The 22,505-nt window shown below is 58.1% G+C and carries 20 protein-coding genes and 2 rRNA genes; 5 read left to right on the forward strand and 17 right to left on the reverse strand.

What is annotated here, in order from left to right; all coding sequences use genetic code 11:
- Positions 1–8: 8 nt before the first annotated feature.
- A complete protein-coding gene (locus ACTQY5_RS03965) occupies positions 9–1,109 on the forward strand; it encodes a M20/M25/M40 family metallo-hydrolase (RefSeq protein ID WP_022486675.1) in 1,101 nt (366 codons plus the stop codon).
- Between the two features lie 46 nt (positions 1,110–1,155).
- Here ACTQY5_RS03965 and ACTQY5_RS03970 read toward each other — a convergent pair whose 3' ends face one another.
- The 14 genes from ACTQY5_RS03970 to ACTQY5_RS04035 form a co-directional block, all read right to left on the reverse strand.
- Complete coding sequence (locus ACTQY5_RS03970) at positions 1,156–2,496, reverse strand: MATE family efflux transporter (protein ID WP_022486676.1); 1,341 nt, start codon at positions 2,494–2,496, stop codon at positions 1,156–1,158.
- Between the two features lie 137 nt (positions 2,497–2,633).
- Positions 2,634–3,929 carry an O-acetylhomoserine aminocarboxypropyltransferase/cysteine synthase family protein gene (locus tag ACTQY5_RS03975; RefSeq protein ID WP_441368833.1) on the reverse strand — a complete coding sequence of 432 codons (1,296 nt, stop codon included), beginning with the start codon at positions 3,927–3,929 and terminating at the stop codon, positions 2,634–2,636.
- Positions 3,930–4,040: 111 nt separating this feature from the next.
- Positions 4,041–4,919 carry a DMT family transporter gene (locus ACTQY5_RS03980; RefSeq protein WP_022487234.1) on the reverse strand — a complete coding sequence of 293 codons (879 nt, stop codon included), beginning with the start codon at positions 4,917–4,919 and terminating at the stop codon, positions 4,041–4,043.
- 48 nt (positions 4,920–4,967) lie between these two features.
- Positions 4,968–6,149, reverse strand: a complete 1,182-nt coding sequence (gene dinB / locus ACTQY5_RS03985) for a DNA polymerase IV (RefSeq protein ID WP_441368834.1) — start codon at positions 6,147–6,149, stop codon at positions 4,968–4,970.
- Between the two features lie 374 nt (positions 6,150–6,523).
- Positions 6,524–7,105 carry a manganese efflux pump MntP gene (locus ACTQY5_RS03990; RefSeq protein ID WP_308664343.1) on the reverse strand — a complete coding sequence of 194 codons (582 nt, stop codon included), beginning with the start codon at positions 7,103–7,105 and terminating at the stop codon, positions 6,524–6,526.
- Complete coding sequence (locus tag ACTQY5_RS03995) at positions 7,102–7,410, reverse strand: hypothetical protein (RefSeq protein WP_279126641.1); 309 nt, start codon at positions 7,408–7,410, stop codon at positions 7,102–7,104. Before ACTQY5_RS03995 ends, ACTQY5_RS03990 begins: the two co-directional genes overlap by 4 nt.
- Positions 7,411–7,504: 94 nt before the next feature.
- On the reverse strand, positions 7,505–8,740 hold the full coding sequence (locus ACTQY5_RS04000) for a M24 family metallopeptidase (protein WP_441368835.1): 1,236 nt from the start codon (positions 8,738–8,740) through the stop codon (positions 7,505–7,507).
- 236 nt (positions 8,741–8,976) lie between these two features.
- On the reverse strand, positions 8,977–10,314 hold the full coding sequence (bioA, locus tag ACTQY5_RS04005) for an adenosylmethionine--8-amino-7-oxononanoate transaminase (RefSeq protein WP_441368836.1): 1,338 nt from the start codon (positions 10,312–10,314) through the stop codon (positions 8,977–8,979).
- Between the two features lie 10 nt (positions 10,315–10,324).
- A complete protein-coding gene (gene bioD / locus ACTQY5_RS04010; protein ID WP_441368837.1) occupies positions 10,325–11,011 on the reverse strand; it encodes a dethiobiotin synthase in 687 nt (228 codons plus the stop codon).
- Positions 11,012–11,130: 119 nt separating this feature from the next.
- Entirely contained in the window at positions 11,131–11,673 is a 543-nt protein-coding gene (locus ACTQY5_RS04015; protein ID WP_022487241.1) for a biotin transporter BioY, read from the reverse strand.
- A gap of 139 nt (positions 11,674–11,812) precedes the next feature.
- On the reverse strand, positions 11,813–12,079 hold the full coding sequence (locus tag ACTQY5_RS04020; RefSeq protein ID WP_154488719.1) for a DUF1653 domain-containing protein: 267 nt from the start codon (positions 12,077–12,079) through the stop codon (positions 11,813–11,815).
- A gap of 333 nt (positions 12,080–12,412) precedes the next feature.
- On the reverse strand, positions 12,413–13,279 hold the full coding sequence (locus ACTQY5_RS04025) for a DMT family transporter (protein ID WP_441368838.1): 867 nt from the start codon (positions 13,277–13,279) through the stop codon (positions 12,413–12,415).
- Positions 13,280–13,391: 112 nt separating this feature from the next.
- Entirely contained in the window at positions 13,392–14,564 is a 1,173-nt protein-coding gene (locus tag ACTQY5_RS04030) for an iron-containing alcohol dehydrogenase (RefSeq protein WP_074738349.1), read from the reverse strand.
- 74 nt (positions 14,565–14,638) lie between these two features.
- Positions 14,639–15,331 (reverse strand): formate/nitrite transporter family protein, encoded by a 693-nt coding sequence (locus ACTQY5_RS04035; RefSeq protein ID WP_441368839.1) that lies wholly within the window; start codon positions 15,329–15,331, stop codon positions 14,639–14,641.
- A gap of 89 nt (positions 15,332–15,420) precedes the next feature.
- On the opposite strand from ACTQY5_RS04035, the gene ACTQY5_RS04040 reads away from it, so the two are divergent.
- The 3 genes from ACTQY5_RS04040 (at position 15,421) to glsA (ending at position 18,841) form a co-directional block, all read left to right on the forward strand.
- Positions 15,421–16,374: a LysR family transcriptional regulator gene (locus ACTQY5_RS04040; RefSeq protein ID WP_012937451.1), complete on the forward strand. Its 954-nt coding sequence runs from the start codon at positions 15,421–15,423 to the stop codon at positions 16,372–16,374.
- Between the two features lie 100 nt (positions 16,375–16,474).
- Positions 16,475–17,881 carry an alanine/glycine:cation symporter family protein gene (locus ACTQY5_RS04045; RefSeq protein ID WP_074738353.1) on the forward strand — a complete coding sequence of 469 codons (1,407 nt, stop codon included), beginning with the start codon at positions 16,475–16,477 and terminating at the stop codon, positions 17,879–17,881.
- Between the two features lie 18 nt (positions 17,882–17,899).
- A complete protein-coding gene (gene glsA / locus ACTQY5_RS04050; protein ID WP_441368840.1) occupies positions 17,900–18,841 on the forward strand; it encodes a glutaminase A in 942 nt (313 codons plus the stop codon).
- 38 nt (positions 18,842–18,879) lie between these two features.
- On the opposite strand, the gene ACTQY5_RS04055 is transcribed toward glsA, so the two are convergent.
- Complete coding sequence (locus ACTQY5_RS04055) at positions 18,880–20,298, reverse strand: membrane protein (protein ID WP_012937448.1); 1,419 nt, start codon at positions 20,296–20,298, stop codon at positions 18,880–18,882.
- 298 nt (positions 20,299–20,596) lie between these two features.
- Here ACTQY5_RS04055 and gltS point away from each other — a divergent pair, with 298 nt between their 5' ends.
- Positions 20,597–21,832 (forward strand): sodium/glutamate symporter, encoded by a 1,236-nt coding sequence (gene gltS, locus ACTQY5_RS04060; protein ID WP_288274597.1) that lies wholly within the window; start codon positions 20,597–20,599, stop codon positions 21,830–21,832.
- 398 nt (positions 21,833–22,230) lie between these two features.
- Here gltS and rrf read toward each other — a convergent pair.
- Positions 22,231–22,347, reverse strand: a 5S ribosomal RNA gene (gene rrf, locus ACTQY5_RS04065).
- 69 nt (positions 22,348–22,416) lie between these two features.
- Positions 22,417–22,505 (reverse strand): 23S ribosomal RNA (locus tag ACTQY5_RS04070); the annotation flags it as partial.

Below are 22,505 nucleotides of genomic sequence, written 5' to 3' on the forward strand. Positions count from 1 at the left end.
AGAAACCTATGGATATTGTTGAAGAGTTCAAAGAGCTGGTACAGATTGATTCCGCTTCCGGCAAGGAACGGGCCATTGCGGACACCCTTGCCGGAAAACTCCGGGCCCTGGGCTTTACGGTAACGGAAGACCGGGCAGGGGATACCTTTGGAGGGAATACCGGGAACCTGGCGGCCTTCCGGGAAGGGGACCGGCCCGGTTCCATCCTGTTCTGCAGCCATATGGACCGGGTGGCCAACGGCTTCCACATCCGCCCTCAGGAAAAAGACGGATACCTGGTGTCCGACGGCACCACCATCCTGGCCGCCGATGATGTAAGCGGCCTTTGCGCCATCCTGGACGGGGTCCGCCGGGCCCTGGCCTCCCGCAAGCCTCTGCCCCGTCTGGAAATCGCCTTTACCGTGGGGGAAGAAGCCAACCTGTGGGGCGGCCGGGCCCTGGACCTGTCCCAGTTCCAGAGTCCTTTCTGTTATGTAATGGACAGCCCGGGCACCCTGGGCCGGCTGATCAACGGAGCCCCCGGTCTGGCCAAGCTCCAGGCGGAAGTCCGGGGCAAAGCCGCCCATGCCGGCAACGAACCGGAAAAGGGCATCAACGCCGCCCACATCCTGTGCCACCTGCTGGATACCCTGAAGGACGGCCGGCTGGATGCAGAGACGGTTTCCAACTTCCCCCTGCTGGGCACCGGGAACACCGCCACCAACATTGTCTGCGACCGGGCCTGGGTGAAAGGAGAAAGCCGCAGCCGGGACCGGAAGAAGCTGGAAGACTACATGGCCTATTTCCGCCGGCACTGTGAGGAAAGCGTCCAGGGCACCGGAGCCCAGGTCACTTCCAGTGCGGAGATTTCCTTCGCCCCCTTCCGGCTGGAGGAAAAGGAGCCGGTAGTGGCTCTGGCCTGCCGGGCCCTGAAGGCCATGGGCATCCAGCCCCGGATCGAACAGGGAGGCGGAGGCATGGACGCCAACATTTTCAACGCCAAAGGCCTCCCTTCCCTGGGCATAGCCACCGGCTACACCAAGAACCATACCAAAGAAGAGAACCTGGACCTGGAAAGCTTCACCCGGAGCGGAGAACTGGTGGAGAAGCTGATAGAGATGGTGGAATAAAAAAAGGGGCTGTTGCAAGAGCAACAGCCCCTTTGGTCAGCAATCCTTATTTTCTATTCTTCCAATACATCCAGAAATACAGTACCTCCAGCACGCAGCAGGTGGTCCAGCCCACCGGGTAGCCGAAACCTACGGTGAGGGGGGTATTGCTGATGTACCGGGTCATGATGTACAGGTAGATCTGCCGGACCAGCACAAAGGACAGGAGCATGATCACCATGGGCCCCATGGAATCTCCCCGGCCCCGGAGGGCACCGGCCAGCACCTGGTTCACACAGTTGCACAGCAGGAAGAAGATGTTCACGTGTATGAATCCCACCCCGGACTGGATCACCGCTTCGTCCCCGGTGAACAGCCGCAGGGAGAAATCAGCAAAAATGAACAGCAGGGCGGCAATGGCCCCGGTAATAACCAGGCTCAGAAGGATGGAGGACACGGTCCCGTCGTTGGCCCGTTTTTCCTTTTTGGCCCCGATGTTCTGGGCCACGAAGGTGGTGGCTGCCATGGCCATGGACAGGATGGGCAGCATGACGAACTGGTCCAGCTTGTTGTAGCAGCCCCATCCGGCCATTACCGTGGCCCCGAAGAAGTTGATGTAGGACTGGACGAAAATGTTGGAAAAAGAAGTGATGATGCTCTGGACGGCGGTAGGCAGCCCCACCCGGAAAATCTGACTCAGCAGGTTCCGGTCCAGGCACAGGTCCCCGAAGGAGAACCGGTACACATCCCGGGTCCGGAGCAGCACCCCCAGGGTGGCTCCGGCGGAAATGAACTGAGCGATGATGGTGGCATAGGCCACCCCGGCGATTCCCCAGTGGAACACCAGCACAAACAGCAGATCCAGGACAATGTTCAGGATGCTGGTAAGGATCAGGAAATACAGGGGCCGCTTGGTGTCCCCTACCGCCCGGAGCACCCCGCTGCCCATATTGTACACCAGAAGCCCGGTGACCCCGGCAAAATAGATCCGGAGATAGAGGGCCGCCTGGTCGAACACATCCGCCGGAGTCTTCATGAACTGGAGCATGAAATCCGTGCCGGCAAAGAAAAACACCGTGAACAGCACGCACAGGCAGAAGGTGGCCGCCATGGTGGTTTCCACCGCCCGGTGGAGCAGGCCGTGGTCCTTGGCTCCGAAGCATTTCCCGATGATCACCGTAGCCCCAATGGAGAATCCGTTGAAAAAGAAAACGGACATGTTGGTGATCATGGTGGTGGAACTCACCGCCGCCAGGGCCTGGGTCCCCACAAAATTCCCCACCACAATGGAATCCACCGTGTTGTACAGCATCTGGAAAATATTCCCGATCATCAGAGGCAGGGCAAATTCCAGGATAAGCCGGGGAATGCTGCCGGAAGTCATGTCTTTGGTTGTGGTACGGACCATGGGGATCCCTGCCTTTCGTTGATTTGATATAAGTAACTTTAATTATAACATAGAAAAAAGAGGGTGTGAAAAAATTCACACCCCCGGTCCCGGGCCCAAAAAAGGGGCTGTTGCCCATGCAACAGCCCCTTTTCTTATCAATCCAAAGCCGCGAAGGCCTGCTTCAGATCGTCGATGATGTCGTCGATATGTTCCGTGCCGATGGACAGCCGGATGGTGGCCGGGGTAATCCCGGAAGCTGCCAGTTCTTCTTCGTTCATCTGGGAATGGGTGGTGGAAGCCGGATGGATCACCAGGCTCTTCACATCCGCCACATTGGCCAGGAGGGAGAAGATCTTCAGATGGTCGATGAACTTCTGGGCAGCAGCGGCGCCTCCTTTGATTTCAAAGGTAAAGATGGAAATCCCGCCGTTGGGGAAGTACTTCTTGTACAGTTCATGATCCGGATGGTTGGGCAGGGAAGGATGGTTCACCTTGGCCACATGGGAATCCTGGGCCAGGAAGTCCACCACTTTCAAGGCGTTTTCCACCTGACGTTCCACCCGCAGGGACAGGGTTTCGGTGCCCTGGAGCAGCAGGAACGCGTTGAAGGGAGAAATGGTGGCCCCGGTATCCCGGAGGATCAGGGTCCGGATATAGGTTACATAGGCGGCAGGGCCCACGTCTTTGGCAAAGCTAATCCCATGGTAGCTGGGGTTGGGGTCAACCAGCCAGGGGAACCGGCCGGAAGCCACCCAGTCGAACTTGCCGCTGTCCACGATGATGCCCCCCAGGGTGGTGCCATGGCCGCCGATGAATTTGGTAGCGGAATGGACTACCACATCAGCCCCGTGTTCAAAGGGCCGCAGCAGGTAAGGAGTGGCAAAAGTGCTGTCCACAACCAGAGGGATCTTGTGTTTGTGGGCAATGCCGGCCACGGCCTCGATGTCGATCAGGTTGGCATTGGGGTTGCCCACGGATTCAATGTAAATGGCCTGGGTGTTTTCCCGTACGGCCTCTTCGAAGACCTGGACCCCTTTGGTGGGATCCACGAAAGTGGTTTCAATGCCGAAATCAGGGAAGGTGTGTTCGAACAGGTTGTAGGTGCCGCCGTATACGGTGGTGGCGCAGACAATGTGCTGACCGGCATGGACCAGTGCCTGCATGGCGTAGGTCACGGCAGCGGCGCCGCTGGCCGTAGCCAGAGCCGCCACCCCGCCTTCCAGGGCGGCGATCCGTTTTTCAAAAACGTCTTCCGTAGGGTTGGTGAGACGGCCGTACACATTCCCGGCATCCTTCAGGGCGAACCGGTCAGCAGCATGCTGGCTGTTCCGGAACACATAGGACGTGGTCTGGTAAATGGGCACTGCCCGGGAATCAGTGGCGGGATCCGCCTGTTCCTGCCCCACATGGAGCTGCAGAGTTTCAAAATGGTATTTCTTTTCTTCGCTCATTGTCTTGGCCTCCCAAAATAATCTCCACTTTAATTACTACCGCTTTAGTATGATTTACATTATAGGGACTCAAACCCTGGCTGTCAATAGAATTTGCAATCTTTTTTTCCATCAGTCATTCCGGGCCAATACACAGACCATGACGATGATGCACAGAGCCCCCAGCAGTTCCACCAGCCCCACCCGGTTCCCCATGACCGCCACGGAGAAAAAGTAGGCGGAGAGAGGTTCAAAAGCCGCCAGGGCCCCGGTTTCCGCCGGAGGGATGTATTTGGTGCTCTCCAGGTACACATAATAGGCCACCAGGGTCCCCAGCACGAACAGGATCCCAAAAGCCGCCGCCGTGTGGATGTCCAGGACGGCCCCCTCCAGAGTGGGATGGTGGAACAGTTTCAGGAGCAAGGCATTCCCCAGGCTGCTCCAGCCCAGGATCAGGAAGCAGCTGTACTTTTTCAGCAGTACCGCCGCATAGGCCGTATAGAAAGCCATACCGAAGGCCCCCAGGATCCCGTACACCAGCGCCTCCCGGGAGACCGCCAGGGACGCCCCCTGGCCCTTGGTGGCAATGAGGGCCGTCCCCAGAAGAGCCAGCACCACCGCCAGCACTTCCCGCCGAGTGGGCAGCCGCCGGTCCTTCACCAGGTACATGAGCAGCAGGATGGCGGGCATGGTGTACTGGAGCACCGTGGCTGTGGCCGCATTGCTGTAGTAGATGGCCTTGAAAAAGGTCACCTGCATGAGATACAGCCCCAGGACAATGAACTTCATCATCCATTTCCAGTCGTTTTTCAAGGGGGCCAGAAGATCCTGCTTCTGGAACAGGCAGATTCCCAGGAAGGAGATCCCGGTACAGATCATCCGCCAGAACAGGATGGTGGACCAGGTGAAATGCTGATCCACCATCAGGTATTCCACACTGTTGCTGCTGCTGCCCCACAGAGTGGCCCCCAGTAGGACCATCCCCACACCGATTTTCTTCTTCCGTTCCATCAGCCGTCTCCTTTCCGTCCTCCGGCCCCCCCTTCAGACAGTTCTATTCTACCTTTTTTCCCGTTCTCTGACCAGACGGGTTTCCCCCTGATTCCAGCCCTTCCGGATAATATCCTCCCCGAACCGCTGCTTCAGGGCGTCCAGGGCCCGGTTCCGCTTTTCCTGCCGTGCATCTTCCACAGCCAGGCTCTGGGATCCTCCAAGCACCAGGTGGCTGACGCTGACTCCCAAAAGCCGAACCGGCTGGGTCCAGGGCAGCTGCCGGGCCAGGAGACGGATCTGTTCCATCAGGGCCTCATCCTGGCAAACCGGTTCCTCCACCGTCCGGCTCCGGGTCAGCAGCTGGAAGCCGGCGGTCTTCACCTTCAGAGTTACCGTGCAGCCGGACAGGCCGGCGCACCGGAGCCGCCACCCTACCTGCTGGCACAGGTCCCACAGGGCTCCCAGACAGGTTTCCGGCCCCACCAGATCCACCAGGAATGTGTTCTCCTTCCCCAGGGATTTCCGCTGTTCGTCCGGCACCACCGGACGGCTGTCCAGGCCCCGGGCCCGGTCCCGGATTTCCTCCGCGTTTTTCCCCAAAAGAGGCCGCAGGATCCGGGGATCGCAGCCCGCCAGCTGGCCAATGGTCCGGATGCCCATTTTTTTCAGGGCCCCCACGGATTTCTGCCCCAATCCAAAGATCCGTCCCACCGGCAGGGGCCCGATGAAGGCCGCCGCCTCTTCCGGCCGGATGATCACCAGCCCGTCCGGCTTCCGGAGATCGCTGGCCAGTTTGGCCAGGAATTTGTTGGGGGCCAGCCCCACGGAAGCGGTAAGGCCGGTTTTTTCCCGGATCACCTGTTTGATCCTGGGTCCCAGGGCATACACATCCCCGGCCAGGGCCTCCATACCCGTAAGGTCCAGGAAGGCTTCATCGATGGACAAGGGCTCCACCACCGGAGAAAATTCCCGGAAGATCCCCCGGATCTCCCGGGAGATTTCCGTATACCGGTCATACCGGCCCTGGACATAGATGGCCTGAGGACAGAGCCGCCGGGCCGTGGTCATGGGCATGGCGGAATGGACCCCGAATTTCCGGGCTTCATAGGAGCAGGTGGACACCACTCCCCGGCCGGAAAGCCCTCCCACAATCACCGGTTTTCCCCGGTATTCCGGATGATCCAGCTGCTCCACCGAAGCAAAGAACGCATCCATATCCACATGCATGATGTACCGCTGACGGACCATTTTGATGTCCTCCTTTTGGAAAAGGGCTGTTGCTTGTGCAACAGCCCTTTTTTAAGGTCTCGGGTCTCGAGTCGTGAGTCTCGAGACCCTGGATAGAACCTGTCCTTCAGCCAGGTTCTTCTTATTGTGTATAACCGTAGGGGGCGCAGGCCCGGCGCCCCGCAAAATGCACAGATAATCGATGATTTGGCGGGCTGCCCGGCGTGCAGCCCCTACGGTACCGATTTACACGTTCAAAAATTTGCCTGCAAATTTCTCATTCGGCTCGGGACTCGAGACTCGAGACCAATCCGCTATGCGGCTCTTGAGACCGGAGTGTTACACGCAGCATGCAGTACCCCCGTCAATGGCCGAAGGATGCCAGCTCCGCTGGCTTAGAACAAAAACGGCGTCCAGTTGTCCAGGATCCCGTAGTGCTCGATGACAGCCTTCAGGCCGATCAGCAGCAGGACGAAGCCCCCTGCTTTTTCTGCCCGTTCCTTGCCCCACATGCCGATTGCCGAACCGCAGGCGCAGCCCAGGAAGGACAGGCAGAAGGTGATGGTGCCGATTTCCAGCACCGCCGGCAGGATCCGGATATCCAGGAATGCGAATCCCACGCCCACCCCCAGGGCATCCAGGCTGGTGGCCACCGCCAGACCCAGCATGGTCCGGAATCCGGTGATCTTTTCTTTTTCCTGGTCCTCCCCGGCCTCTTTGATCATGTTCCAGCCGATGTAGGCCAGGATCACAAAGATAATCCAGTGGGAATAGGCTTCCGCCACCCTGGCGAAATGGCTTCCCAGTTCGTAGCCGACAAACGGCATCAGGGCCTGGAACACTCCGAACCAGGCTCCGAAAATCAGGCCTCCCCTGAACCGTTCCCTACCTTCCATTTTCAGTCCCCCGCAGACGGAAACCGCAAAGGCATCCATGGACAGGGACACCGCCAGCAGGAAGAGAGTCAGGGCACTCATTTCCGGATCCCCTGGAGGACGAAATAGGTCAGGAACTTCAATACCCGCAGTTCCTTTTCATTGTGCCGCTTGTCTTCGCTCATCTTTCCAAACACCGGCAGAGCCGTCTTCAGCATGGCCTTGGTGATCCCGTGCTGGCGTACCCCTCCCTGGAGGACGGATTTCCCGAATCCTTCCAGCACCTGAAGGGTCTGGCGTTTTTCCGCCCCGGTCAGCTTCCCGTTCCCCAGGATCTGCTTTTTGATGACTTCTTTCTGTTCCAGGAAGTCCTGTTTGTCCAGGAGTCCCGTTTCTTCTGCTGTCATATTTCTTTTTAACTCCCCTTGTTTCCGGGCCCTTTCCGCAGGCAGGGCCCCATTGATTGTATCTTGTTATTTTATCATTTTCCCCGGTCTGAAATCAACGGACAACCCGCAGAGGCTGGGAACCTCCCGTCAGGCACACCGGCCCGTCAGGACCGATCCGGTAGGTGTTTTCCGTGCCCACCATGCCCAGTCCCGGCAGGGCGATCTTGGGTTCCACTGCAAAGACCATGTTTTCCTCTACCCGGTCCTTCACCCCCCCGGCGATCACCGGGGTCTCATCCATGCACATGCCGATGCTGTGGCCCAGGAACCGGCCTCCGTTCATGAACATCTTTTCATAATAAGGATCGAAGTCCCCCATCACCTGGTCGTAAATGTCCCCCAGCACCGCTCCCGGTTTCAAAAGAGCCAGGGTCTGCTGTTCCAGATTCAGACAGTAATTGTAGGCCCGGAGGATTTCCTCTTTGGCCGGATCCCGGTCCAGGTCCCCGAAATAGTACACCACCGTCTTGTCCGTATTGTACCCGTCCACTCCGCAGGGAATGTCCAGGTACACCAGCCGGCCCGGCTTCAACAGCCGGAAGGCCGACCCGATGCTCTGGACCGCCACACAGGTGCCGCTGGTGCCCCCGGGGCCGTCAAAAGCGGTCCGCACCAGGGCGCTTTTCCCGAAGGAAGCCAGGCCGATGGCATCTTCCCCGGTAGGCCGGTTGGTCCGTGCCACCCCCTGGCTGCCTTTCAGCACCATCCGCAGGTACAGCTGGATGGCCAGTTCCGCTTCGCTGATCCCCACCTTCAGGAAAACCGGAGCCTCGTGCATCAGCACGTCCGCATGTATCCGGCCGCTGCGGCTCAAAAGAGCCAGTTCATAGCCGCTTTTCACGCTCCGGAGGCCGCTGAGCACCGGATCCAGGTTTTTCCGGACTTCAAAAGGGAAATATTTCCGGAAGAACCGGAGCCATTCCAGAGAGGTGTGCTTTTCATCCAGGTACACTTCCCGGGGCAGGGCGTCCCCGTAGTACTCCGCCGGTTGCCGGTAGCTGTGCATCCGCCGGATCCACCCTTCCGGCAGGAGACTTTCGTTGAGAGCCCGGGCCAGGCTCCGGCGCACCCACAAAATGGCGTCCTGGGGACGGACCAGGAAGGCACCCTCCTGCATGGTACCGGTAAAATAATACATGTCCAGCTTGTCGGTGATCACCGCCAACTGCCAGGCCGGATCCTGCCGGGACAGGGCCTCCCGAAGCCGGGCCAGCCGGTTTTCCAGTTCCTCCCGGGGTACCTGGCGCAGATCTTCGCTGATCAGGATATCATGTTCCAAAATGGTCATAGGATGTTTTCCTCCTGTTGTTTTACTGGGAATGTCCCCATCTTACCACGAAAAAGGAGCTGCTGCACGAAAAAGGTACAGCAGCTCCTTCTGGGAGTTCCTCATGATGCTGATCCGGAGGGACGGACCAGGACGAAATCAGGCTCGTTGAATTCGTTGTCCTTATTATAGGACAGGTTCTGTTTTATGTCAACTTCATTTTATTTTTGGTTTACCTTTTCCCAGGCAGCCGGCTCTCAGGCCAGCACCTGTTCCAGGATATCCATGGCCTGGGTCAGCTCCGCCCGGGTAATGGTGAGAGGCGGGTTGAAATACAGCACATCTCCCAAAGGCCGGAGTACCAGTCCCTGTTCCAGGGCCTTTTGATAGAAGTGATACCCCAGCCGTTTTTCCGCCGGGAAGGGCCGTTTGGTCTTTTTGTCCGCAACCAGTTCCAGGGCGTGGATCAGGCCGATGTGGCGGATTTCTCCCACCAGGGGATGGTTCCCGAACCGGGCTTCCATTTCTCCAGTGAGCCACCGGGCGGTTTCCCGGGCCCGGGGCAGGATGCTGTCCTGTTCCAGCACATCCAGCACCCCGTGGGCCGCCGCACACCCCAGGGGATTCCCGGCATAGGTGTGGCTGTGGAGAAAGGCCTTATGCTTGCCGTAATCATCGTAGAAGGCCTCATAGATCTCCCGGGTGGTCACCGTCAGGGACATGGGCAGGTACCCTCCGGTCAGTCCTTTGGACAGGCACAGCACATCCGGGGTGATCCCGGCCTGGCCGCAGGCGAACAGGGTACCGGTCCGGCCGAAGCCCGTAGCGATTTCGTCGGCGATCAGCTTCACCTCATAGGCATCGCACAGCGCCCGGAGCTTTTGGAGATAGAGAACCGGGTACACACGCATGCCGGCGCTGCCCTGGAGCAGGGGCTCCACGATCATGGCGGCAGTTTCCCGGCCGTGGAGGGCAAAGGCTTCTTCCGCTTTGGCGAAGCATTCACACCGGCAGTGGTGCCGGTCCTTTCCATAGGGGCAGCGGAAACAGTCCGGGGCTTCCACATGGATGTTGTCCATCATCATGGGCTTGTACAGTTTGGCGAACAGATCCATGCTCCCCACGGACAGAGCCCCGATGGTTTCTCCGTGATACCCTTCCGTCAGGCACATGAACCGCTGTTTTTCCGGATGGCCGGTCTGGGCCCAGTACTGGAAACACAGCTTCAGAGCCGCTTCCACTGCCGCCGATCCGTTGTCGTGGAACTGGAACCGGCACAGCCCTTCCGGCACCAGGGCCTTCAGCCGTTCCGCCAGGGTAATGGCCGGGGCATGGGTGAAATTGGCAAAGATCACATGTTCCAGTTTGTCCAGCTGGTCTTTGATCCGTCCATTGAGCACCGGATTCCGGTGGCCCAGCAGATTGGCCCACCAGGAGCTGACAATGTCCAGATAGGCTTTGCCGTGGATGTCGTAGAGCCAGACTCCCTGGGCATGATCGATGACCATGGGAGGCAGGGTTTCGTAATCTTTCATTTGTGAACAGGGATGCCAGATCAGGTCCAGGTCCCGCTGTTCCATCGTTTTGTGTTCCATTTTCGCCTCCTTAGGTATAGGTTTCCAGCAGTCTGTCCAGAGGGCCTTCCAGTTCCCGGTCCCCTTCCTTTACACAGGCCAGCACCGGCAGGCCGGTAAGTTCCTCCACCATGATCCGGTTGTCTTCCTGCATCCGGTCTCCCGGTTTCCACCGGTTGAACAGGATTCCCCGGACAGGAATGGCCCGGTGCCGGAGATATTCCACCGTCAGCACCGTACTGTTGATGGTCCCCAGTCCCCCATCCGCCACCAGAAGGCAGCCCAGGTCCAGAGCCTGGATCATTTCCTCCAGCAGCAGGTGGTGAGCCTTTTCCCAGCCCAGAGGACACAGGATGCCCCCGCTGCCTTCCATGGTAAGATACTGGTGCCGGTCTTTGGCCTTCCGGAAGGCCTGCCGGATCTTGTCCAGGTCCACCGGATGGTTGTTGATCCGGGCCGCCAGATGAGGGGACACCGCTTCCCGGTACACATAGGTCACCAGATCTTCCAGAGGGTCCGGGATCCCGGCGGTTTCCTTCACCCAGGCCGCATCCCCGGGCACCAGTTTCCCGTTTCCGTCCGGTTCCGCCCCGCTGAGGGCGGCCTTGTAGTAGCTGCCGTCCAGCCCCGCTTCCCGGATCTTCTTCACCAGAAGCCCGGTCACATAGGTCTTCCCCACATCCGTACCCGTTCCCGTAATGAATATCGCTTTGCCCATTGCATTCCTCTCCTTTGCTGTTCCCGTCAGGAACCCTTGATTCCAACGCTGTAGGGGCTCGCCGGAGGCAAGCCCGTCCCGGCCGCTGACAGAGGGGCTGCTGCCCAGGCAGCAGTCCCTCACACCCAGATCCCCGCCTTCCGGCACCGGAGCCCTACAAAGGCCGCTCCCAGGCACAGGAGGAAATCCGGCACCACCTGGAGTACCCCGCAGTACCACAGGGCCGCCCAGAAGCCGATGGGGGCCTGGACCAGATAGTTGGAGGACAGCCAGAAATAGCTGATCCCCAGCACATAGACGATGACCATCCCCACCAGGTTGATCCCCAGGAGCCGGGACAGGGTCACCTCAGCAGTTCCCTGCCGGGCCAGCTTCCCGCAGACCCAGGCCTGGATGGTAAACCCCACCAGATACCCAAAGGTGGGCTGGAGCACATAAGAAGGCCCTCCTCCCGAAGCAAACACCGGGATCCCCACAAGGCCCATGACCACATAGGTCCCTACGGCCAGGGCTCCCAGCCGGGCTCCCAGCAGCAGTCCCGCCAGCAGGGTGAACATGAACTGCAGGGTGTACACATCGCTCCCCACCGGGATCCGGATCAGAGCCCCCACTGCCACCAGGGCAATGAACAGCCCGCACAACACCATTTCACGCAAACGCACAGCCTCACCTCCAGAATTTTCAGACTTCCTCACCATACAGGAAATGGTCTATTTCGTCAACCTAGTATTTTGGTATAGTTAACGTAAAAGGTGAGCTGCAATGCAGCTCACCTTTTTGTCAGCTGTCAACCGACAGCCCTTACACCTTCTCAAACCGGTACTTCTGCTTCACTTCCGGATACTTCTTATGATCCACTTCGCTGTAGAACATGGCAGAGGGGCGGACGTAGAGTCCGAAATCTCCGTAGAGGGCCTGGTACACCATCAAAGGCTCCCGGGTTTCCGAATGGACCGCCGGGCCGATGATCTGGTACAGGTACCGGTTGGTCCGTTTCTCCTCCTCCGTCAGCCGTTCCCGTTTAAAATGCCGGACAATGTCACCTGGATGAAAAATACGGTTTTCCATTTTCATTCTCCTTGTAATTAAAATAAAGGAACCCGCAGTAGGCGGGTTTCTTTAATGATAAACGCATCCGTTGGATGCTAACCCACCACCAGCCTCACGGCTGGTCCCCCGCCCTTGAAAAGGGCGGATAAATGGCACATCGGGCTTACGCCCTTGTGCCGCAAGCAAGGGCCAGAGGCCCGAGCGTATATCCGCCCCTTTGCAAGGGCGGGGGACCGTTGCGCTTGCGCAATGGTGGTGGGTTAGCAGCGCCAGCTGCGTTTCCCTTCAAAGGCCGGCGGATGCCGGCCTTCCTTCGACCGTTGACAGCTGACCGTTGACCGGCCTGCAGCCCTACTTCCTCTCTCCGCTGATCATGCCCCCCAGCACCAGGCAGATCCCGGCCAGCTGGAGCTCCGTAATGGGCTCCTGGAGCACGAATACGGAAATACACACAGCCACTACCGGATCCACATAGCTGAGGATGGCGGTGGTCTGGGCCGGCACCTGGGTCAGGCTGCCGAAATAGATCCCGTAGGCCAGCCCGGTATGGACGATCCCCAAGAGCAGGGTCAGCCCCCAGCCGGCGGCCGTCATGGTGTGGAAATCCAGCTGTCCGGTGACCAGGCAGTAGGCCAGCAGGAAAAAGGCCGCCGTCCCCAGCTGCACCGCCGTCTGTTCATAGGAATCCAGGCCCTGGATGGTCTTGCTCAGCACAATGATCCCGGCATAGAAAAGGGCACCGGCCAGAGCATACAGGACTCCGGCAATATCACCCATGTCCCCGTTGGAGCCCAGTACCCCGGATACCAGCAGCATGCCCCCGATGGTAATGGCCGCACACACCAGCTTCCGGCGGCTGATGGTCTCATGGAACACCAGAGGGGCCGCCGCCAGCATGAATACCGGCGCCATGTAATAGCACAGGGTGGCGATGGCCACGGTGGTATGGTTGAAAGCTTCAAAGAAGAACACCCAGTCCAGGCCCAGCAGCAGGCCGCTGAGCAGGAGTTTGGGGGCCCGCTCCTTCAGTTTGTCCCAGTGGAAGGGGATATGCCCTGTCTGCATCAGCACCAGGAGAGTCAGGCATCCCAGGGCCGCCCGCAGGAACGCCAGAGGCACGGACCCCAGGGGAATGAACCGGCGCACCAGGCCGATGGTCCCGAAAATGGCCAGGGACAGGAGCATCCGGCCCCGGGGAGAGAGAAAAGAAAGATTCATGGCTGCATTTCCATCCTTTGTTTCGAATTGGGTAAACAGGGCTGTTGCAGAAGCAACAGCCCTGTCAACGGCCGCTGACAACCCAGGTTGTACTACCTTTGTACAACCTGTTTTACCGATAGGCTTTCTGATAAACGGCCACACAATCCTCCCGGCTCAGAGGCATCCGGTCGTTCAGGAACAACCCTTTCATGGCCGTGGTGGCATTTTCCGCCATTTTGGGGAATTCTTCCGGAGTGATCCCGTACTCACTCATCTTCAGCCCGTCCACCCCGCAGGCTTTCTGGAGAGAAGCCAGGGCTTCCAGGAAATCCTCCGGCCGGGAAGCGTCCTTCCGGCCCAGGAACCGGGCCAGATCCACCAGACGGTCATCACACACATGGTGCTCTGCCAGCCAGCCGAAATAAGCCAGGGACAGCATGATCAGACCGGCTCCATGGGGCAGGGCTTCATGATAGGCACTCATGGCATGCTCCAGGGAATGTTCACTGGTGCACCCTCCCAGGACCATGGCATAACCGGACAGGGTATTGGCAAAGGCCATATGGGTCCGGGCTTCCACATCGTCTCCCTGGGCCACAGCCCGGGGCAGGAAGGCCCCGATGTTCCGGATGGCGGTGGAAGCCACCATGTCGCTCATCAGATTGGCTTTCCGGTTCACATAGGTTTCCAGGCTGTGGAACAGGGCATCGAACCCCTGGAACGCCGTCAGCCGGGGCGGCACCGTCAGCATCAGTTCCGGATCCACAATGGCCAGGCAGGGATACAGATCCGGGAATTTCAGCCCGATCTTCTCATGGGTTTCCTGGTTGGTGATCACGCTGGTGGCATCCACTTCCGACCCGGTGCCCGCCGTAGTGGTAATGGCAATCACCGGCAGGGCCCGGCGGGCGTACTTTTTCCCTTTTCCGGTGCCGGATCCCACATAATCCCACAGGTTCCCTTCGTTGACAGCCATCAGGGCAATGGCCTTGGCCGCGTCCATCACCGAGCCGCCTCCCAGGGCCACGATCATGTCCGCCCCCATGGCCCGGGCCGCCTGGGCGCCTTTCCCCACGCTTTCCAGGGTGGGATTGGCCTGGATCCCGGCAAAGACTTCCGTGGCCGCCCCGGCCGCCGCCAGTTCTTTTTCCGTCCGGTCCAGGTACCCGTTGGCCCGGGTGGACTTGCCGCTGGAAATTACGATCAGAGCCTTTTTCCCCGGCAGGGCCTGTTCATGGAGCCGGTTCAGCTGCCCCGCCCCAAACAGTACTTTTACAGGAATATCGATCTGGAATGGATTCATCCTAACGCCCCCTCAGTAAAATATACTTCGAGTATAGCAAAAAAGCTCCGGGGAAACCACCCCTGTCCCCGATTTTACCGGGCAGCCCGTTTCCCCGCCTGCCGGGCACCCCAGGCGGCCCATCCGCCGCACACATTCCCGGCGGTGATCACCAGCAGCCGCACCAGGGCCTCCGGGTCCATCCGGCCCGCCATGAAATAGTAGAACATATCCGCCACACTGTGTTCATAGCCGCTCATGATGAATACGGTGATCCCCACAAAAATGGCCAGGTATTTGCCCAGGGCCAGGGGAAAGGTCTTGTATCCCTCCACAGCGATGAACACGAAGATATTGCAGAAAAAGCCCAGCACAAACAGGCTCAGCAGGGTGTCCCCGTCCTTGGCCCGGACCAGTATCTGGGCCGCCTGCCGGGCCGCCGGTCCCACCCGGGTCAGGGACAGGAGGCCGGCTGCCAGGCCCGTCCCCAGCCAGTTTCCGCACCAGATCACCGGGAACCGGAGCCACTGCCACAGGGGCTGTTCCAGGGCGTAGCACACCCGGCCCGTAAACAGATGGAACTGCATTTCACAGATGGTGTACAGGCCCAGGCAGAACAGCACCGCCCCCACCAGTTTTTCCGTCTGGAGCAGGAATACGGCGCCTCCCAGCCCGATGCAGAACCCCGCCCCAATGGAAGAAAGTATGATTTTCGTCATTTCGCCAGTTATCCTCCTTGAATTATCGGATTTGCATCCCCCAGATGGGGTTTGGCCAAAGTATAGCACACCGCCTATCGGGAAATCGTCAAAAAAGTTTGAGAAAGAAAAAGAAAATCTATGCTATAATACAGCCGATACCACCCCAGGAGGTTCCCATGGATACCAACAATCTTCGCTATTTTGCCGCTGTGGCCCAGTACGGGTCCATTACCCGGGCTGCCAGGGCCATGTACATCTCCCAGCCCCAGCTCAGCCACATCATCAAACAACTGGAAAAAGAAATGGGCCTCACCCTGTTCCGCCGTACCAGCCAGGGTACCCGGCTGACCCTGGACGGCCAGCGGATCCTGGCCCATTCCAAGGTGATCCTCCGGGAAATGGACCAGCTCCGGCACCTTTCCACCGCCCGGAAGCAGGACTGCGGCTGCCTGAACGTAAGCATGACCCGTTTTTCCCATACCGCCGAATGTTTCAACGAAATCTGCCGGCGCTACCAGGATGCGGAAAGCTTTTCCAACCACCTGTGCGAAGCCGCCACCCTGGATGTGATTGCCCAGGTGAAGAACGGCTATTCCAATGTGGGGGTCATCCACATGGCTACCCGCCGGGACGATCTGGAAACCTATTTTGCCCAACAGGGGCTCCACTATATCCCCCTGGCCAGCTTCCCTCCCTATGTGTGCCTCTCCGCCGAGCACGAACTGGTCCGCCGGTTCGGCCGGAAAGGCATCCACATCCAGGAACTCCAGGACTACGGCTTTGTCCGGTACATCGGCCAGTACGAGGACTTCATCTACCACATCAGCACGGAAAAAGGCCCCATCGACCTGAACGATACCCGGAAAGTGATCTACGTCAATGACCGGCAGGAGCAGATGGCCCTGCTGTCCCGGACCAATTTCTTCACCGTGGGCATCATGGAATTCCTGGGCCAGGACTCCCTGTACAAGGTGGTTTCCGTCCCTCTCCTGGGCTGCAGCGAGCATCTCCGGTTCGGGCTCATCCTCCGGGAAGGAGCCATGCTGTCCCGGATGGAAAATGACTTCATCCAGCTGCTCCGGGACCGGTATGCCCGGCTCCAGACAGAAACCACTTCATCGGCTTTGTAAATGGCCCCCATGTACATCATCTATTTCCCCGATACTAAATTTCTCTCTTATAATGAATTTAAAGAAAATCTTATGAATTCAGAACGGGAGGAACAACAAGATGATGGAATTTCTCGATGCGGTGGACAGTATCCTGTACTACCCGATCCTGCTGGTGGTCATGGGGGCCGCCGGTCTCTACTTCAGTATCCGTATGGGCTTTGTCCAGGTGCGCTGGCTGCCGGAAGCCATCCGGCTCCTGATGGTGAAGCCCCAGGACGGGAATGGCACCTCTCCCTTCCAGGCCCTGATGGTCTCCACCGCCGCCTGTGTGGGCACCGGGAACATCATCGGCATTTCCACTGCCATCTGCCTGGGCGGTCCCGGCGCCGCCTTCTGGATGACCGTCATGGCCATCATCGGCGCCGCCTCTTCCTTTACGGAATGCACCCTGGCCCAGATCTTCAAACGGCGGAAAGAAGACGGCTCCGCCTACGGGGGCCCGGCCTACTACATTGAAGACGCTCTCCACAACAAAGCCATGGCCACCGCCTTCGTGGTGTTCCTGCTGCTGACATATTCCTTCGGCTTCAACCTGCTCTGTTCCTACAATGTCCAGTCCACCTTCTCCGTGTACAGCTTCTACCATCCGGACACCACCCCGGCGGTGATCGGCGCGGTAATGGCAGTACTGGTGGGCATCTGTGTCATGGGCGGTGCCAAAGCCATCGAAAAGGCCGCCGGCATCCTGGTGCCCTTCATGGGAGTGGCCTATGCCCTGGTGACCCTGGTGGTGCTGGTCCTCAACTTCCAGGAAGTCCCCCGGGTCTTCGAAGCCATCCTGGCTGACGCCTTCAATTTCCGGGCCATTTTCAGCGGCATTGCCGGTTCCTGCCTGGTCATGGGCATCAAACGGGGCCTGTATTCCAATGAAGCCGGTGTGGGATCCGCCCCCAACGCCGCCGCAGCCGCCACCACCACCCATCCGGTGAAACAGGGTCTGGTCCAGATGCTCTCCGTGTACATCGATACCGTGATCCTGTGCAACGCCACCGCCTTCATGTGCCTGGTTTCCGGGGTCCCGGGCAATGCGGACAACGCCGGCGCCCTTTGGGTCCAGACTTCCCTCCACAAAGTCCTGGGAGATTTCGGGCCCCTGTTCATTACCGTATCCATGCTGGTGTTCTCCTTCACCACCCTGATCGGGAACATCTACTACTGCGAAAACGGCCTGGCTTACCTGAACCACAAACGGATCCCCAGCCGGGGCTTCATGAAAGGCTTCCATCTCTATGCCATCCTGGTGGTCTTCCTGGGCGCCATCATTCCCATGGCCGCCGCCTGGGACCTGGCGGATATCATGATGGGCGGCATGACCCTGATCAACCTGACTGCCTGTGTGCTGCTGGGAGGCGTGGTGGTCCGTGCCTATGAGGATTACAAAAAACAGAAAACGGCCGGACTGGATCCCCAGTTCAAAGGGACATCCATCGGCCTGAAACCGGAAGAATTGGATTTCTGGAAATAAAGAAAGGAGCGCTCCATTATGGTCATGGACAAAGAAGAGATCCAGCGGATCCTGGAAAAAGCCCTGGAAGAAGGCAGGAATGTCCTGTACGAAGGCAGGGTGGCCAGCTACATCCCGGAACTGGCCAAAGCCAATTCCGGGAACCTGGGGGTCTGCCTTATGCGGAAGGACGGGACGGAATACTCCGCCGGGGACTGCAACATCCCCTTTACCATGCAGAGCATCTCCAAGACCTTCTCCCTGATCCTGGCCCTCCAGACTGCCGGCTATGACAAGGTATTCAGCAAGATCGGCATGGAACCCACCGGGGACCGGTTCGACAGCATCCTGCAGCTGGAGCTGAAGGACTGGCGGCCCTTCAATCCCATGATCAACGCCGGCGCCATCGTGACAGCCAGCTGCATTGAATCCCCGGACCCCTTCCAGAGTTTCCTGGACCTGGTCCGGCGGCTCTGCGCCAATCCCCGGATCAGCCTCAACGAATCCGTCTACCGGTCCGAAAAAAAGACCGGCACCCGAAACCGGTCCATTGCCTACCTGCTGAAAAGCGACAATGTACTGGATGGGGAGCCGGAAGAGGTACTGGATGTGTACTTCCGCATGTGTTCCGTGATGGTCACCGCCCGGGATCTGGCCCATTACGGGATGATCCTGTCCAACCACGGGGTGGATCCCCAGACCGGGGAGCAGCTGGTGGATTCCACCATTGTCCGGATCGTCACCACTCTGATGATGCTCTGCGGCATGTACGATGAATCAGGCGAATATGCCGTCAAAGTGGGCATGCCCAGCAAAAGCGGCGTGGGCGGCGGCATCTGCGCCATTGCCCGCCACGGTATCGGCATCGGCACCTTCGGCCCCATGCTGAACAAAAAAGGCAACAGTGTGGGCGGGGAACGGATCCTCCGGATCCTCTCCGACTCCCTGGGGCTGCATGTGTTTGATACGAAGGAATTCTAAAAAAAAGGGGCTGTTGCGCAAGCAACAGCCCCTTTCACTCAGATCGGCAATTTATGGATAATAATGGAGAAGATTACCATGAACAGGGTGGCCAGAGGCTGGGTAGCCCCGTAGGACACCGCCGGTTCATCGCATTCCAGGGCATCCACGGCAGCCCCCAGGCCGGGAGCGGAAGTCATGCCCCCGGTAATGGCCCCGCTGAGCAGGGTCCAGTTGATGTGGAAGGCATAGCGCCCCAGCAGGAACCCGAACAGCACGGACAGGATGGCCACCAGGGAGGAAATGATTACGATCATGTACCCGGAACCGGTGATGGCGTCAATGACCCGGAACCCGTAGTTCAGACCGGTACCGGCCAGGAACACGGACAGGAAATAGGTCCGCATCTTCCCCAGCACCGTGGAGTTCATCCGGAAGTTCACAGGCCCCACCTTCCCGATGGAACCCAGACCCAGGGAAACCAGGATGGCACCGCCGGTGGAACCCAGGGAGAACATCCCCAGGGGCCCCATGTAAATCTTGATGGAACCCAGCACATAGCCCAGGAACGCCGCCAGGGAGAACCCGACAAAATCCATGGGAACTTCCGGCATGGTGGAAGCCGCCAGTTTTTCATTGTTCTTGATATCGATGGCCTTTTGGGCAAAGTACTTCTTCTTTTCTTCTTCCACGTCAAACCCGAAGATTTTGGGAATCACGTTGATCCCCAGGATCAGGAACAGCACCCCGAACGGATAGCCGATGGAATGGCCCACCCCTACGCCGGCCTTGGCTTCCGTCACGAAGACTTCCACATCTTCCTGGCTCAGGGATTTGGTGTTTTCCAGGGTCATGGTGTCAGGCACCGCCGTACCCCGCAGTTTGGCGTCACGGACCTTGGCGCCGTTCACAATGGCCAGGATCTTCTTCTGGGCCTTCTGCGACTGGTTGGCAAAGTCCTGGGCCAGCCGTCTGGATTCGCTGTCAGAGGATTCCGTAGCCGCCGCCAGACCGGCAGAACTGGTCAGGGCACCGGTATAGGTCCCGGTGATCTGGAACGGGCTCAGGTTGTCCAAAGCCTGGGAAAAACCATAGGAAGCCACAGCCCCTACAAAGGGAATGAAGATGGCCAGGGCCACAAACTGTTTCCCGAATTTGTTGATGGCATATTTCATGTCCTTGGCGGCCAGCAGACCGGTCCCTACGATGAAGATCAGCAGGGCCAGGTTCATGAGAGAACCGTCGATGACTTTCCCCTGCATGACTTTCATGGCAGAGGCATAGTATTTGGAACCTTTGGCAAAAGTGGCCGCATACCGGGTCAGGAAATATCCGATGCCCAGCCCGATGAACAGAGTGCCGGTGATCCCGAATTTGAATTTCCGGAATTTCAGCTCACCAAAAAGGTTCCCCAGGGCCATGGTGGCAAACAGGAGCACCAAGGGATTGAAGATAAAGGCAATCAGATTGAATTGCATATGAAGTTGTCCCCCTCACTAAGAAAAAATAAGAAATAGAATAAAATAAAAGATAACGTAATTTTACAGTAGATTAATGAATTAGGCAATAGTTCCGATAAGTTATCTCTAATATTGGTATATTAAGATATATTATGCCCCTCTTAAGTTTTTTCTCCTGTTTTTTGTTGCTTTCGTTACATTTTCTTTTGTTTATTCCGCAAAATCCTTTGACTTGTTTTAAAAACATCCGCTTTTTAGTACAATAAGGATATCTATAAGATTCCTGCATTTTTATCCAGAAAGGAAGCGATGTTCCATGTCCATCATTATGCTGAAAAATATCCTGACTTTCAAGTCTGATGCGGTCTTTACCGCCGCATTGGCCGCTGTGATGCTGCTGCTGGGGTACTGGGTCAAAGGGAAAAGCCCGGCCCTCCGGAAGTACTGCATCCCCGCCCCGGTGGTAGGGGGATTCCTCTTTATGTTCATCACCTTCATCGGTCACCAGACAGGCGCCTACGGGTTCAAATTCGACACCTACTTCCAGGACCCCTTCATGCTGGCCTTCTTCACCACCGTGGGCCTGGGTGCCAGCATCACCCTGCTGAAAAAAGGCGGCGGTCTGCTGATCATCTACTGGCTGATATCCGGGATCGTTTCCATCTGCCAGAACGGCATCGGCATCGCCTTCTCCAGGATCTTTGGCATTGAAGCTCCCTATGCCCTGCTGGCCAGCGCCATTTCCATGATCGGCGGCCACGGAGCCGCAGCGGCCTATGGGAAGACCTTCGTATCCATGGGCTACCCGGCCGGTCTGGAAGTGGGCATGGCAGCTGCCACCTTTGGTCTGATTTCCGCCGTACTGGTGGGAGGACCGGTGGCCAGGATGCTCATCGAGAAGTATGATCTGAAACCGGATACCAGTGAGAACTTCGATACGGACGTGGAAAACGTCAATGCCTCCTCCCGGGAAAAACTCAGTTCCCTGGACATCATCAAGAATGTAACGGCTATCCTGTGCTGCATGGCCATCGGTTCCATGATCTCCGGCTGGATTGGCAAACTGATCCACATGAGCTTCCCCACCTATGTAGGAGCCATGTTCACCGCCGTGATTCTCCGGAACCTGAATGAGAAATACCATTTCTACAACTTCAATTTCTCCCTGGTGGACGGCATCGGGGATGTAATGCTGAACCTGTACCTGGCCATTGCCCTGATGACCCTCCGTCTGTGGGAGCTGTCCGGCCTGCTGGGCGGCGTTGTACTGGTTGTGGCGGCCCAGGTGGTGTTCATGGTCCTGGCCTGCCGGTTCGTGATTTTCCGGCTCCTGGGCGGCAACTATGATGCTGCGGTCATGTGTGCCGGTCTCTGCGGCCACGGACTGGGAGCTACCCCTTCCGCCATTGTGAACATGACCGCCGTGAAGGACAAATACGGCATGAGCCGGAAAGCCTTCATGATCGTCCCCATTGTAGGGGCCTTCCTGGTGGACGTAATCTACCAGCCTCAGACCATAGCCTTCATCAAGTTCTTCGTAATGCCGAAGTAAGCAAAGAGGGTGCTGCAAAAGCATGCAGCACCCTCTTTGCTGTCAGCGGACAGCGGCCGAAGGTAGAAACCCGCCGAATGGCGGGTTTCTTCGATTCCGGACGCAGCCGGTGCTGCTAACCCACCACCCATGCTGCGCATGGATACCCCCGCCCTTGAAAAGGGCGGATAGCAGGCACGCGGGCAATGCCCTTGTGCCTGAAGCCCCAGCGTATATCCGCCCTTTTCAAGGGCGGGGGACCGTTGCGCCTGCGCAATGGTGGTGGGTTAGCAGCCCACAGGCTGCGTTTCCCTTCAAAGAAACCTGTCCCTGGCGGGTTTCCTCCATCGCCCGCTGACCGTTGACAGCTGACCGCTGACACAAAAAAATTCCGCATCCATCAGATGCGGAATTTTCCTAACCGGCAGCTCCCTATCCTCCCGGACCGTTTCCAGTCGAGTACTTTCGGCGTATAAGGGCTTAACTGCTGTGTTCGGCATGGGAACAGGTGGATCCCCTTAGCTATCGCCACCGGATTATGTAACTGAAGGCATGAGCCCTCAAAACTTCATGAAGAGACATCTTTTTCATCTAACGGCCCGATTTAAGTCAAGCCCTCGACATATTAGTACAGGTCAGCTTAACATATTGCTACGCTTCCACACCCTGCCTATCAACCTGGTAATCTTCCAGG

Source organism: Acidaminococcus sp. HCP3S3_H5 (assembly GCF_052122235.1).
Classification (GTDB): Bacteria; Bacillota; Negativicutes; order Acidaminococcales; family Acidaminococcaceae; genus Acidaminococcus.

Excerpts from the sequence above, each read along its gene's own strand:
- ACTQY5_RS04000 (WP_441368835.1), bottom strand. The coding sequence starts at position 8,740 with ATGACCATTTTGGAACATGATATCCTGATCAGCGAAGATCTGCGCCAG.
- ACTQY5_RS04025 (WP_441368838.1), bottom strand. The coding sequence starts at position 13,279 with ATGAATCTTTCTTTTCTCTCTCCCCGGGGCCGGATGCTCCTGTCCCTG.
- gltS (WP_288274597.1), top strand. The coding sequence starts at position 20,597 with ATGTCCATCATTATGCTGAAAAATATCCTGACTTTCAAGTCTGATGCG.
- bioD (WP_441368837.1), bottom strand. The coding sequence starts at position 11,011 with ATGGGCAAAGCGATATTCATTACGGGAACGGGTACGGATGTGGGGAAG.
- ACTQY5_RS04045 (WP_074738353.1), top strand. The coding sequence starts at position 16,475 with ATGATGGAATTTCTCGATGCGGTGGACAGTATCCTGTACTACCCGATC.
- ACTQY5_RS04030 (WP_074738349.1), bottom strand. The coding sequence starts at position 14,564 with ATGAATCCATTCCAGATCGATATTCCTGTAAAAGTACTGTTTGGGGCG.
- ACTQY5_RS03980 (WP_022487234.1), bottom strand. The coding sequence starts at position 4,919 with ATGGAACGGAAGAAGAAAATCGGTGTGGGGATGGTCCTACTGGGGGCC.
- ACTQY5_RS03965 (WP_022486675.1), top strand. The coding sequence starts at position 9 with ATGGATATTGTTGAAGAGTTCAAAGAGCTGGTACAGATTGATTCCGCT.
- bioA (WP_441368836.1), bottom strand. The coding sequence starts at position 10,314 with ATGGAACACAAAACGATGGAACAGCGGGACCTGGACCTGATCTGGCAT.
- ACTQY5_RS03975 (WP_441368833.1), bottom strand. The coding sequence starts at position 3,929 with ATGAGCGAAGAAAAGAAATACCATTTTGAAACTCTGCAGCTCCATGTG.
- ACTQY5_RS03970 (WP_022486676.1), bottom strand. The coding sequence starts at position 2,496 with ATGGTCCGTACCACAACCAAAGACATGACTTCCGGCAGCATTCCCCGG.
- ACTQY5_RS03995 (WP_279126641.1), bottom strand. The coding sequence starts at position 7,410 with ATGACAGCAGAAGAAACGGGACTCCTGGACAAACAGGACTTCCTGGAA.
- ACTQY5_RS04055 (WP_012937448.1), bottom strand. The coding sequence starts at position 20,298 with ATGCAATTCAATCTGATTGCCTTTATCTTCAATCCCTTGGTGCTCCTG.
- ACTQY5_RS03990 (WP_308664343.1), bottom strand. The coding sequence starts at position 7,105 with ATGAGTGCCCTGACTCTCTTCCTGCTGGCGGTGTCCCTGTCCATGGAT.
- glsA (WP_441368840.1), top strand. The coding sequence starts at position 17,900 with ATGGTCATGGACAAAGAAGAGATCCAGCGGATCCTGGAAAAAGCCCTG.
- dinB (WP_441368834.1), bottom strand. The coding sequence starts at position 6,149 with ATGGTCCGTCAGCGGTACATCATGCATGTGGATATGGATGCGTTCTTT.
- ACTQY5_RS04040 (WP_012937451.1), top strand. The coding sequence starts at position 15,421 with ATGGATACCAACAATCTTCGCTATTTTGCCGCTGTGGCCCAGTACGGG.
- ACTQY5_RS04020 (WP_154488719.1), bottom strand. The coding sequence starts at position 12,079 with ATGGAAAACCGTATTTTTCATCCAGGTGACATTGTCCGGCATTTTAAA.